General features: G+C 45.1%; 13 protein-coding genes and 1 riboswitch. Of the genes, 7 read left to right on the top strand and 6 right to left on the bottom strand.

What is annotated here, in order from left to right; translation table 11 throughout:
• Positions 1–29 precede the first annotated feature (29 nt).
• The 3 genes from glgC to RJ47_RS10265 all read left to right on the top strand — a co-directional run bounded on the left by glgC (position 30) and on the right by RJ47_RS10265 (position 3,668).
• Complete coding sequence (gene glgC, locus RJ47_RS10275; protein WP_038138894.1) at positions 30–1,247, top strand: glucose-1-phosphate adenylyltransferase; 1,218 nt, start codon at positions 30–32, stop codon at positions 1,245–1,247.
• On the top strand, positions 1,237–2,697 hold the full coding sequence (glgA, locus tag RJ47_RS10270) for a glycogen synthase GlgA (protein WP_038212934.1): 1,461 nt from the start codon (positions 1,237–1,239) through the stop codon (positions 2,695–2,697). The genes glgC and glgA overlap by 11 nt, the downstream gene beginning before the upstream one ends.
• Positions 2,698–2,864: 167 nt before the next feature.
• Positions 2,865–3,668 (top strand): alpha/beta fold hydrolase, encoded by an 804-nt coding sequence (locus RJ47_RS10265; protein WP_039483658.1) that lies wholly within the window; start codon positions 2,865–2,867, stop codon positions 3,666–3,668.
• On the opposite strand, the gene RJ47_RS10260 is transcribed toward RJ47_RS10265, so the two are convergent.
• From RJ47_RS10260 to torD, 5 genes are all read right to left on the bottom strand, one after another.
• Positions 3,665–3,970, bottom strand: coding sequence for a putative signal transducing protein (locus tag RJ47_RS10260; RefSeq protein WP_039483656.1), 306 nt, complete (start codon positions 3,968–3,970; stop codon positions 3,665–3,667). The genes RJ47_RS10265 and RJ47_RS10260 overlap by 4 nt on opposite strands.
• Positions 3,967–4,662: a TVP38/TMEM64 family protein gene (locus tag RJ47_RS10255; protein ID WP_039483654.1), complete on the bottom strand. Its 696-nt coding sequence runs from the start codon at positions 4,660–4,662 to the stop codon at positions 3,967–3,969. Before RJ47_RS10255 ends, RJ47_RS10260 begins: the two co-directional genes overlap by 4 nt.
• A 170-nt stretch (positions 4,663–4,832) precedes the next feature.
• On the bottom strand, positions 4,833–5,426 hold the full coding sequence (locus RJ47_RS10250; protein WP_038138885.1) for a TfoX/Sxy family DNA transformation protein: 594 nt from the start codon (positions 5,424–5,426) through the stop codon (positions 4,833–4,835).
• A 201-nt stretch (positions 5,427–5,627) separates the two neighbouring features.
• Positions 5,628–5,714: riboswitch (cyclic di-GMP riboswitch) on the bottom strand.
• A 145-nt stretch (positions 5,715–5,859) separates the two neighbouring features.
• Positions 5,860–6,867, bottom strand: coding sequence for an HTH-type transcriptional repressor PurR (purR, locus tag RJ47_RS10245; RefSeq protein WP_005470597.1), 1,008 nt, complete (start codon positions 6,865–6,867; stop codon positions 5,860–5,862).
• Positions 6,868–7,082: 215 nt separating this feature from the next.
• The gene (gene torD, locus RJ47_RS10240; protein WP_039483652.1) at positions 7,083–7,730 is read right to left on the bottom strand and encodes a molecular chaperone TorD; all 648 of its coding nucleotides are present in this window, start codon (positions 7,728–7,730) and stop codon (positions 7,083–7,085) included.
• A 235-nt stretch (positions 7,731–7,965) separates the two neighbouring features.
• Here torD and torR point away from each other — a divergent pair, with 235 nt between their 5' ends.
• Positions 7,966–8,679: a two-component system response regulator TorR gene (torR, locus tag RJ47_RS10235; protein ID WP_039483649.1), complete on the top strand. Its 714-nt coding sequence runs from the start codon at positions 7,966–7,968 to the stop codon at positions 8,677–8,679.
• A gap of 49 nt (positions 8,680–8,728) precedes the next feature.
• Here torR and elyC read toward each other — a convergent pair whose 3' ends face one another.
• A complete protein-coding gene (elyC, locus tag RJ47_RS10230; RefSeq protein WP_039483647.1) occupies positions 8,729–9,535 on the bottom strand; it encodes an envelope biogenesis factor ElyC in 807 nt (268 codons plus the stop codon).
• A gap of 113 nt (positions 9,536–9,648) precedes the next feature.
• Between elyC and cmoM the strand changes: the two genes are divergently transcribed.
• Genes cmoM through mukE form a run of 3 tightly spaced genes read left to right on the top strand, consistent with a single transcriptional unit; the run spans position 9,649 to position 12,486 of the window.
• Positions 9,649–10,443 carry a tRNA uridine 5-oxyacetic acid(34) methyltransferase CmoM gene (gene cmoM, locus RJ47_RS10225; RefSeq protein WP_005470554.1) on the top strand — a complete coding sequence of 265 codons (795 nt, stop codon included), beginning with the start codon at positions 9,649–9,651 and terminating at the stop codon, positions 10,441–10,443.
• Complete coding sequence (mukF, locus tag RJ47_RS10220) at positions 10,443–11,780, top strand: chromosome partition protein MukF (RefSeq protein WP_039483645.1); 1,338 nt, start codon at positions 10,443–10,445, stop codon at positions 11,778–11,780. The genes cmoM and mukF overlap by 1 nt, the downstream gene beginning before the upstream one ends.
• A complete protein-coding gene (gene mukE, locus RJ47_RS10215; RefSeq protein WP_038138875.1) occupies positions 11,761–12,486 on the top strand; it encodes a chromosome partition protein MukE in 726 nt (241 codons plus the stop codon). Before mukF ends, mukE begins: the two co-directional genes overlap by 20 nt.
• The last annotated feature ends 1 nt before the right edge of the window (position 12,487 follow it).

Raw genomic sequence — 12,487 nt, 5'->3', positions numbered from 1 at the left:
CCGAAAAAATATTATATGGAGAGAATAGAATGGCTGGTGTTTTAGGTATGATCCTTGCTGGTGGAGAAGGCTCGCGTTTGCGTCCATTGACCGAGTCTCGTAGTAAACCTTCGGTGCCATTTGGCGGCAGTTACCGATTGATCGATTTTGCATTGAATAACTTTGTTAATGCAGATTTGATGCGCATTTACGTACTGACTCAGTTTAAATCACAATCTTTGTTCCACCACCTGAAGAAAGGCTGGAACATTAATGGAATAACAGATCGCTTTATCGACCCTATTCCTGCGCAGATGCGCACCGGCAAGCGTTGGTATGAAGGGACAGCCGATGCGATCTATCAAAACTTACGTTTTATGGAATTGGCAGAACCGGATCAAGTCTGTATTTTTGGCTCTGACCATATTTACAAAATGGACATCAAGCAGATGCTCGATTTCCACAAAGAAAAGCAAGCGGCCTTGACCGTTTCTGCGCTTCGTATGCCATTGTCTGAAGCTTCGCAGTTTGGCGTAATTGAAGTCGATGCAGAAGGACGTATGGTCGGCTTCCAAGAGAAACCAGAAAATCCAAAGTCAATCCCAGGGGACCCAGAGCACGCATTGGTTTCAATGGGTAACTACGTTTTTGAAGCGGATCGATTGTTCTCTGAGTTAATTGAAGACGCGGACAACCCAGATTCGTCCCATGATTTCGGCAAAGACATCATTCCAAAAATGTTCCCATGCGGAGACGTTTACGTTTACGACTTTAGCACCAACCGAATCACGGGTGAAAAGGAAGAAGTATATTGGCGTGATGTAGGTACGATTGGCGCGTACTGGGAAGCACATATGGACTTGTTGGAAAAAGATGCACCTTTCTCGCTCTATAACCGCAAGTGGCCGCTACACACTTACTACCCACCATTACCACCCGCAACGTTCACTGACTCAGATAACGGGCGTGTGCAAATCATCGATAGTCTAGTATGTAACGGCAGCTATGTGCGTGGTTCAAGAATCGAGAAGTGTGTGCTTGGCTTCCGCAGTAATATTGCATCGGCGTGTGATATCAGTGAAAGTATCCTTCTGGGCGACGTGAAAGTCGGCGAAGGCTGTGTATTGCGTCGTGTAATTGTCGATAAAGATGCTGATATCGCACCGGGCACTCAAATTGGTGTGAACCTTACAGAAGATAAAAAGCACTTCCATGTGTCCGATGAAGGCATCGTAGTTATTCCAAAAGGAGCTCGTGTTGGCTACTAAGAATTTATCTATTCTATTCGTAGCATCGGAAGTCGAAGGATTGATCAAAAGTGGCGGCTTGGCGGACGTGGCCAAGGCGCTTCCTGAAGCGCTCCGAGAACTCAATCAAGACGTTCGTTTAGCGTTACCCGCTTATCGAAATGTAAAAGGGATAGAGCAAGCGCAAGTCATTCTGGAAACACAGCTAGAGCACTGGCCGCATACCTCGTATAAAGTTCGTGAACTGTCGATTTCTGGTGTCGTTGTTTATGCGATCGATTGTCCGCAATATTTTGACCGTCCTGAAATGTACGCTGAGAATAACCAAGCTTACTCCGACAATGGTGAGCGATTTGCCTTTTTCAGCGCTGCGTCTCTAGATATGCTGCAAAAGCTTGATTTTCAACCGCATATTGTTCACGCCAATGATTGGCACACTGGACTGGTCCCGTTTTTGCTTACACATCGTTATGGCTCTTGTCCATTTTTCGCTAAAACTAAAAGTGTTTTATCGATTCACAATGCAGTCTTTAAAGGTGTGTTTAGCTATGATGAGTTGCAATGCCTACCTGAGTTTCATGCTCGTTACGCACCTGATGCGGCGGTGAGCCCTTCGCACGTCACCATGCTAAAAGCTGGGGTGCTAAATGCAGATAAAATTAATGCTGTGAGTCCGAGCTACGCAAACGAACTGAAAACTGAACTGGGTAGCCATGGCATGGCCGCCGAGTTTCAGCGTCGTGCGGATGATCTAGTGGGGATTTTGAACGGATGTGATTATTCTGCTTGGAACCCTGAAACGGATGCATACCTGCCTGCCAACTATCGAGCTAACCGCCAAAGTATGGTTAGGGGGAAGCGAGCGTGTAAGCGCAGCTTGCAGGAAACGGTAGGACTGGCTGAAAAAGATGTCGCTATGTATGGAATGGTGTGTCGCCTTACCAATCAAAAAGGTGTGCATTACCTATTGCCTATCCTGTCACAGTTTTTGAAGCACGATGTTCAACTTGTCATTGTTGGTACCGGTGACCCAGTATTGGCTTCGCGCCTGAAAGAGGTGGAAGCGCTGTTCAGCGACAAATTCAAGTTTGTCGAGGCCTATGACAATGGGTTAGCCCACTTAGTTGAAGCGGGTTCGGATTTCTTCTTGATGCCTTCGGAGTTTGAGCCTTGTGGTTTAAACCAAATCTATAGTATGGCTTATGGCACTTTGCCTATCGTCCGAGGTGTTGGAGGGTTGAAAGATAGCGTTAACGACTACGATGAGAACCCTGCGATCGCAACGGGTTTTGTATTTGATGAACCTGAACCGATTGCGTTGCTTCTTGTTTTACAGCGCTCGCTGTTACTTTACGCACAACAACCTAACGAAGTAAAACGCGTGCAACTATACGCAATGGAGCAAAATTTCTGCTGGAGCAAAGCGGCAGATGAGTATTTGACGCTTTACCACAGTGCGCTCAATGGGTAAGGGAACAAGCTAAGCATATTGAGGCGTCGTATGACGCCTTTTTTTGTATTTTTTCAGTTTTAGACAAGATAAGTAACACGAAATGACATAAGCTGAATTAAAATTGCATTAGTTTGTGCTAATCTTCTGCTTCCAAGTTATTCCAGTAAGAAACTCTGAACGTCACTATGAACTCTGAAATGCTATTTCACAAAACATTTGAACACCCAACAAGCAATGAGTGGGTGGTTTTTGTGCATGGAGCCGGAGGCAGTTCGTCTATTTGGTTCAAACAAATCAAAGCGTACAAGCAGCACTTCAATTTGTTGCTCATAGACCTAAGAGGGCACGGACGATCAAATCAGCTACTAAAGGAGATCATGGCGAACAGCTACACGTTTAAGGCGGTCACGCAAGACATTCTCCAAGTTCTGGATCATCTCAAGATTCGGTCAGCACACTTCGTTGGGATGTCTTTAGGAACGATCATCGTAAGAAATATCGCAGAGCTTGCTTCGGAGCGAGTGAAATCCATGGTGCTGGGTGGGGCAGTAACACGCCTGAACACGCGTTCACAAGTATTGGTGCGTCTGGGCAACTTATGTAAACACATCGTGCCTTATATGTGGTTATACAGCTTGTTTGCTTATATTGTGATGCCACAGCGAACACAGAAAGAATCACGTCACCTGTTTATCCGCGAAGCTAAAAAACTGTGTCAGAAAGAGTTTAAGCGCTGGTTTATACTCACGGCAGAAGTAAACCCATTAATGAAGTATTTCAAAGATAGAGAATTGCCAATTCCGACGCTGTATCTAATGGGAGAGCGAGACTACATGTTTATTAAGCCAGTGAAAGAGATGGTTGCCGTTCACCAGCAGAGTCAATTGCTTGAGATTCCTGATTGTGGACATGTGTGTAATGTAGAGCGTCCGGAAGAGTTCAATCAGCATTCGATTGCCTTTATACAACAGCAAATTAAGGCGACTTAATCTGCCGCGGTGCCGCATTGCCAGCAAACCCCAAATTGTGATTCGTTGACTTCTCCACATTGACTGCAGTGCCAGTCGCTACCATTTTGCGTTGTCCTAAATTGGTCGATGATCTCATTCGCCTTATTGCGCTTATTTGGTTCTAAAAGCCAAACATAAGGCTCGCTGTTTTCACCAAATGGGACTTCTCCCTGCAACCCGAATATCCCTTCACCACGAACCTCACAGCTGATGTCTTGAGACTTTAAAAGCTCACAGACAATGTGAGCTTCGGGGGGATTACTCGCTGAGTAGATTTTCATGACGTCGAGCCATTTTGTGCGGATGGCGATGACTTAATTTTATTCATGACCCATTTCGCAATGACTGGGAAAAGACCCAGTAAAGCAAATGACGCTAAGACGGAAGGCGAGACAATGCCAGACAGGCTCTCAATTTGCGCTAACTGAGTACCCGCATTTAAGTAAACGGCGGTGCCGGGTAACATACCTAGTTGGCTGACAAAATAGAATCGAGCTACCGAAATAGGCGTTAATCCCATGAGTAAATTAATAAGAAAGAAAGGGAAGACAGGAATCAACCTTAGTGAGAATAGATAAAACGCCCCATCACGCTCTACACCTTGGTTAATCGCACTCAGCTTATCGCCAAACTTTCCTTGCACCCAGTCTCGCAATAGGAAACGGCTGCTTAAAAAGGCGAGCGTGGCACCAATGGTGCTGGCAAAAGAGACCAACAGCAAACTTGTCCAAAACCCAAAGAGCGCAGCGCCCAGAAGCGTAACAACGGCTGCTCCAGGAATGGAAAACGCGGTTATGGCGACGTACGCGAAAAAGTAAGTCAATGCGGCGAAGACGAAGTTTTTGCTGATGTAATCTGAGAGTGCAAGCTGCTGAGCTTTCGCGTTTTCGAGCGTCAGGTATTGCCCAAAGTTCATCGCCAGAAAGGCGATAAGCGCAACTAAGACTATCCCCAAGATCAATTTTTTATTCATAATCGCGTCCTTTAATACTCTTCGCAAGGATAACTCTGACCCTATAGTTACATACTTAAGTTAGTATAGGGAATGATTGATATAGACAATAAGAACGAGAGCGAGAAGAAAATATTTCCTTAGAGACTAAAAAAGCCAGCAAGTGCTGGCTTTTTCATCGATTGATTGAGCTAGTTGCTCAATTTATTCAGTAGTTCTTGTCTTCGGCTTTGCGGTATAACAGACCAATGTGTGCCCTTGATTGCTCCCTCTAGTGCCCACAGCAGTTCAACGCTCACTTCTGCTGAGTGTGTCGATTGAATTGCCTTGTACGCTTTAACAGCGCCCGCTTCTTCCAGTGACTCGACATCGTCAATCCCCGCTTTCTTTAGCATTCTTTCTGTTGCCAAGCGCAGGTTGGGTAGGTCTTTCAAGCGATTTGGTTTCGCTTTCGATTGTACTTTTTTCTCTTCTTTTGCTGCGATCAGCGCTTGTCTTGCCAATGCCAGTGTTTTTTCATTGTCTGAGGAAATGTCATCGCTCAAAGCAAAATATTTAGTCACAACGGGAAAACCACGTTTTTTGTAGACGTAGGGTTCCAAAGAAAGGGCATTGCACTGTTTGATTAACTGAGCATCCGCTCTTACATGAAGCTTATCGTTGACCACTAAAGCAAACATCGTCTCATCTGCGAATATGCCGAAGCCGCCAAACATTGAACGAGACTTAATTTGACCAAGTTGCTCAAATAGTCTCATTGAGTCTTTAAGTATTGGTTTATCCATGCTGTATTTTCTCGGTGTATATGTATACGCCACCAATTCAGGTCCGAGAGATTAGCAAAATAATGCAGAAATTTTGTCAGTAAGGTGTCATACAAGAAAACACTTCGTAAAATCTCGACGAATTCCATGTCTGCTCATACTCAGTATTGAGACGCGTCCAGTTTACGAGAAAGCTTAATGTACTAGTTTTGCATTTTTGCCATCGGCAACCCCGCTACCTTGTATAAGTATACTTAAGGCCGGAGGCTTTGCGTCCCATCCTTTCGAAATGGTTTGCCCTGTTCGTGGCATTGATCGAACAAGTTAAGAATAAATAATATTTGAGGTAAGTATCACACTTGTAGTGAGTAAATGTGATCTTAGTTCAGTAATTTGGCGGGTTATATGCGCCTGACTGATAATTAATCAAAGAGTCAGGCGCTGAGTGATGATGTTATTTGTTGAGGTTGCGCACGGTACAGCGCTCGACAATTTCAGGGTGCATCTCAAACACTCGCTTGTCGTGTTCTTTGTCCTTGATACGCTCTAACAAAATTTCGAACGCGTTCTTACCGACACGTCGTTTCGGTTGGTGAACAGTCGTGAGCGGTGGAGAGAAGTATTCCGCTAACTCGATGTTGTCGTAACCAATAATGGACATATCTTCTGGAATGCGGATACCTTTTTGTTGTAGGCGGCTCATTAGACCCAGTGCCATCGTATCGTTGAAGCAGAAAACGGCGCTCGGGCGTTTATCCATTGCAACAATCTTGTCTGCGGCTAGGACTGCAGTGTCACATTCAAAGTTACCTTCAAGGATCCAGTCTTCATCAACTGCCAAGTTCGCTTCGTTCATTGCTCGCTTGAAGCCTGCGATACGCTCCTGACATGCTGCTTTTTCGAAGTGCCCGCTCAAACAAGCAATATCTTTGTGGCCACGCTCAATCAGGTATTTAGTCGCTAGATAGCCGCCTTCTTCTGAGTTGTCGATGATCTTATCAGCTTGTGAGCTCTCAGGGCCCCAGTCCATGACCACTTTAGGAATGTCTTTATGACGGTCAAGCATTTCGCTGAGTTCTTCTGTGAGGTCAGAACACATGACCAAGATGCCGTCTACGCGCTTTTCTGCAAGCATGCGGATATAGTCGCGTTGCTTCTCATAGATGCCGCCGGTATTACACAAAATCAGCGTGTAACCTTGGCGGTAACAGTAACTCTCAACACCATCAATAACTTCTGAAAAGAAGAGGTTTGTTGATTGAGTCACCAGCATGCCAATCGTTCGTGTTGTATTACACTTTAAGCTTCGAGCAACGGCACTAGGCGCATAGTTCAGCTCTGTTACTGCTTCCATGACCTTTTCTTGGGTCGCTTCGGCAACAAAACGCGTTTTATTAATTACGTGAGATACAGTAGTTGTTGATACGCCGGCTAAGCGCGCTACGTCTTTTATGGTGGCCATAAGGTTTTGTCCTGTCGATGACTGCCACGAAACAATATTCCTAAGTGTAGGATAATCTGGCAGAAAGTATCAGAAACACAAAAACCGCTTATAATTAGCGGTTTGTATTTAATTCGTTCATTTTTATCGTTTGCGGTCACGATTCTAGACCGCAAACAAACTAAGCGCAAATAAAAAGGTTTTTGTTCCCTGCTCGTGGTCACAAAAGCTCGTATTTATTCGCCTTTTAGGTAGCGAGAGTCAAGTTCCATAAACGCAACCATTAACGTCACAATGGCAGAGTAGAATCCGAAATCATCTAGAGCTTTGCACTTAGCGGCGAACTTTGGCACCCAATTAAGTAGTGCGTGGTTGATGAACTTGTCTTGCTCTTCAAGTGCGTTTTCCATTTCAACATCACTTTCAAGTCCATTCGAGCGAATAATCAGATTACCAAGGAAGTCGAGTTCAATCGCGATATGATCCGCAGGTTCATTTAGGTTTTCATCAACTTGGACGCCATGCTTTTGCATTAGTGCTTCCATTTCTCTCGCCGGCTCATCGTTAAGCAGTCCGCTTTTGCCTACATACATCGACGCATATGGAAGGGCAGAGTCTCTGTCTGATTTAAGGAATAAGTCACAAAAATCTGCGGCTAATTCAAGCTGCGCGTCTTCACGGTCCATAAGTCGATTTAGTGCATCAACTAAGTTGTCGACAGAAGGTTTTAGATCTGGGTTGTCGCCAAGCCCAGAGAGAAACGAACGAATCTCGGCTGAATGGTATTGGTCTAACGCCTCTTGAGTGAGCTCTTTCGCCAATAAGCTCGATAGCCACCAATAGATTTCTGCGCGTTTTTCATTGAATGATTTAATTTCTTGCATTAGGTCAGGCTCCTAAAATAACTGCGCTTAGTGTACCCAATAAAGATGAACAGCGATAATGTCAGCTGTATAGAATTGAGTCTAAAAATGGAAAAATATGAACAGATGACCTAGGTTTGTCTTGAATCAAGAAAAAATCATCTTTCTTGGTTTTAAAGTAACAAATACTAGAAATGTTACTGTTTATGAATAGAATACTCGTTAGAACGATGACCAATGTAAATAAGTGGTGTAAATGAGCTATCACGTATTAGTTGTAGAAGATGACGCAGTAACTCGCAGCAAGCTAGTTGGTTACTTTCAGAATGAAGGTTACCACGTAAGCGAAGCCGAAAGTGGCGAGCAAATGCGTGATTCACTACAAAACAATGCGATAGATTTAGTGATGTTGGATATCAATCTTCCTGGAGAGGATGGTTTGATGCTAACACGCGAACTTCGCAGTCAGTCAGACATTGGGATTATCCTGGTTACAGGACGCACGGATAGCATTGATAAGATTGTCGGTCTAGAAATGGGCGCCGACGATTATGTCACAAAACCATTTGAGCTAAGAGAGTTGTTAGTTCGTGTCAAAAATTTGCTATGGCGTATTTCGGCGGCGCGAAATTCAACAGGCACGGTCGATGCGGACAAACAAGATGGCAACATAGTACGCTTTGGCGAGTGGACATTTGATGTTCAACGACGAGCATTAAGTCGTGCTGGTGAACCAGTTAAGTTGACTAAAGCTGAGTATGAACTGCTTGTTGCGCTGTCGTCTTACCCAAATCAAGTATTGAGCCGTGAGCGCATTCTGAACATGATTAGCCATCGAGTGGATGCACCAAACGATCGTACGATCGATGTTCTCATTCGTCGCATGCGCGCTAAGATGGAATTTGATCCTAAGAACCCTCAAATTTTTGTGACGGTTCATGGTGAAGGTTACATGTTTGCTGGGGACTAACCCTTGAATTGATTAAAAAAACCGAGGCTTGTGCCTCGGTTTTTTTGTTTTATAGTTGGCTTTCTGGAGCTTCGATAACGTGTTGTTCCTCATACTCCGACGCCCAATCTCTGAGCTTTTGCCACAAGATTCCTAATGTCTCATGCCAGTAGCGTTCTGTTTGCTCTAGGTAGACGGCCTTAGGCGTGTACTTAGACCAAGGCTCTGTAACGTTATCGTGAGCTAAGTAGTTTGTTGGTGCAGGGTAGGGTTTTAAGCCCGCCGAGTGAAACTCGTTTAATGCTCGTTTCATATGGCTGGCGGAAGTCACCACGACCATTTTCTTATGTTTCACAAAGGCGGCAGCTTGTCGTGCTTCTTCCCATGTGTCTTTTGCCGTCTCAAGCAAAATAATATCAGATTTAGACACGCCGAGAGCGAGCGCCACTTTGGCCATCATGCGAGCATTGCTTATGTCTGATCCTCCCGAATAACCCGACAATATGAGCTTCGAACCAGGATAAATACGCATAACACGAATGCCTTCAGCAAGGCGCATCAAACCTGTACGGCTCAACTCGGACGTTGGTGGGATTTTGTCATCCACCACATGGCCGCCGCCTAGTACCATCACGTAATCAATCGACTCGTCAACGGGAAAGAACGCAGAATATTGACGCTCAAGTGGCATCAATAGCCGTGAGGAGACTGGCTGAAACGCAATAAGGAACATACCAATAAAAGAGAAAAGAACGATAAAACAGCCGGTCTTTTGATTTCGAGTGAACATGATCAACATCAAGCCCAATAGGCCGATGATAAGCATTGCCGGTAGCGGCATCAGAAGAGAAGAGACCACTTTTTTCAGCTCAAACATACTAAATAGTCCGAAAAAACATCAGTTGATTATTTTTTAAGAGAAACCCTCTTTATTCCTGCTTTTCTTGTGACAGAATAGCAGCACGATTGGACATGATACCCTAAGCTGCTGTGACTGAAGACCGTAATTTCGACGATATTGCCCACAAATTTGCAAAAAATATTTACGGCTCCGATAAAGGAGAGATTCGCCAAGTCATTGTTTGGGAAGACTTAGAGCAACTCCTGTCTTCTATTGACGGTGACAAACGTGCATTAACGATATTGGATGCAGGTGGTGGATTAGCACAAATGTCGCAAAAGCTTGCCAAGCTCGGACACCAAGTCGCGTTATGTGATCTATCTTCGGAAATGCTGCAACTGGCGAAACAGGATATTGAAAAAAATAACTTGCTTGAGCAGTATCGCTTGATTCATTCTCCAGTCCAAGAAATTGGTCAACATCTCGATAGTCCAGTTGATATGGTGATGTTCCATGCGGTGATGGAGTGGTTAGTCGACCCGAAAACGGCGCTAGAAAAAGTACTAGAGCAAGTGAAATCTGATGGCGCGGCATCCATCATGTTCTACAACCATCACGGCTTGGTCTACAAAAATGTGGTTTGTGGCAATATTCCTCATGTTCTTGAGGGTATGCCACATCGGAAACGATTTAAATTACAGCCACAGAAAGGCTTAAAACCAGAAGACGTCTACCAATGGATAGAAGATGCTGGGTTTGAAATCTGTGGCAAATCTGGAATTCGTTGTTTTAGTGATTACATAGGGAATATGGAATACACAGGGGATTACCAGTATGAAGATGTATTGGCTTTAGAAAAACAATTGTGTCGACAAGAGCCATACCTCTCATTAGGCCGTTACATTCATGTATGGGCCAAAAAGAAACAGAAACAGGAACAATAATGAGTGAGATAACTCTCAATGCTGCAGAGCAACCAATCGATGAATTGGTGGGCTGGGTAAAGCAGCACGATTTCTCATTAAACCTGACGACAGAGCGGTTGGCATTTTTGATTGCTATCGCGGTACTCAGTAACGAAAGGTTTGATGAAGAATTGGGTGAAGGTGAACTGCATGATGCGTTTACAATCGTCACTCGATTATTTGAAGAGACAGGAGACGCTTCCGCGTTTCGTGCCAACAATGCCATCAATGAGATGGTTAAGCAGCGTCTTATTAGCCGTTTTGTCAGTGAGATTACTGACGGAGCCGCCATATACCGCTTGTCTCCATTAGCGGTAGGTATTACCGACTACTACGTACGTCATCGTGAGTTTTCAAAACTGCGTCTTTCTATCCAGCTGTCTATGGTCGCGGATGAAATGGCGAAAGCGATTGAGGCGGCACAAAAGGGTGGCACACCGGGCCACTGGAAGAAAAACGTATACGGGATCTTGAAATATTCTGTAGGCGAAATCTTCGATCAAATCGACCTCAACCAACGTGTGATGGATGAGCAGCAACAGTCTGTGAAACAACAAATCGCAGACCTGTTAAACAAAGACTGGCGTGAAGCAATCAACAACTGTGAAGCGCTACTGTCAGAAACATCCAGCACGTTGCGTGAACTTCAAGATACGCTGCAAGCGGCCAGTGATGAACTGCAAACTCAGATCCTAGATATTCAAGAAATTGTTTACGGCGATCCTGAGCTTGAGTTCATCGAAGAAGCCTTGTTTGGTCTGCAGATGAAACTAGACCGAATCACAAGCTGGGGCCAGCAAGCGATCGACCTTTGGATTGGTTACGACCGTCACGTGCACAAGTTTATCCGTACCGCTATTGATATGGATAAGAACCGTGCGTTTAGCTCGCGTCTGCGCCAGTCGGTCAAAGACTATTTTGACGCGCCTTGGTATCTCACCTATGCCGATGCTGAGCGTTTAACTGACCTGCGTGATGAAGCGTTAGTCCTACGTGATGACGAGGTTACCGGTCAAGTGCCATTGGAAGTGGAATACGAAGAATTTCAACAAGTCAATGATGAGCTGTCTGAGCGTATTGGTGACATGCTCAAAGCGCACAAAGAGCAAGGCTCACCGATTGATCTTGGGGTTGTGTTACGCGATTACCTCGCACAGCATCCTCGCACTCATCATTTCGATTTAGCCCGAATCGTTGTAGACCAAGCCGTCCGCCTTGGTTATTCAGAATCGGATTACCAAGCGATTCAGCCAGATTGGCAAGCCATCAACGATTTTGGGGCAAAGGTACAAGCAAATGTCATCGACAGATACTAATGAATACATGCCAGAGAATCTGGTCAAAGCACTCTCTAACCCTCTGTTCCCAGCACTCGACAGTATGCTTCGAGCAGGGCGTCATATCTCAAGTGAAGACTTGGATAACCACGCACTACTCTCTGATTTTGAGGTAGAGCTTTCTTCTTTCTACCAGCGTTACAACACCGAATTGGTGAAAGCGCCAGAAGGTTTCTTTTACCTTCGTCCACGTTCAACCTCTTTGATTGGCCGTAGCGTGCTTTCCGAGTTGGATATGCTGGTGGGTAAGGTACTGTGTTTCCTTTACCTGAGCCCAGAACGTCTTGCGCACGAAGGCATCTTCACTAACCAAGAACTTTATGAAGAGCTGTTGGCGCTTGCCGATGAAGCGAAGTTGATGAAGCTAGTAACCAACCGTGCTACCGGCTCTGACCTAGATAAAGAAAAGCTGTTTGAAAAAGTGCGTACGTCACTTCGTCGTCTGCGTCGTCTAGGGATGATCATCAACATCGGTGAAACCGGTAAGTTCAGCATCAGTGAGTCGGTATTCCGTTTTGGTGCCGATGTACGTGTTGGCGATGATATGCGTGAAGCGCAGTTGCGTCTGATCCGTGACGGTGAAGCGGTTGTGCACACCAAAGAGCCAAGCCAAGGCAGCCTATTGTCTGAAGAAGATCAAGACGACCAAGCCCAAGAAGAAACAACAGAAGAGGGTGAAGCATGAG

This window comes from Vibrio sinaloensis (genome assembly GCF_000808535.1).
In the GTDB taxonomy this organism is placed as follows: Bacteria; Pseudomonadota; Gammaproteobacteria; order Enterobacterales; family Vibrionaceae; genus Vibrio; species Vibrio sinaloensis_D.
The sequence above is the reverse complement of the archived record's forward strand: the minus strand, read 5'-3'. Positions and strand labels throughout refer to the sequence as shown.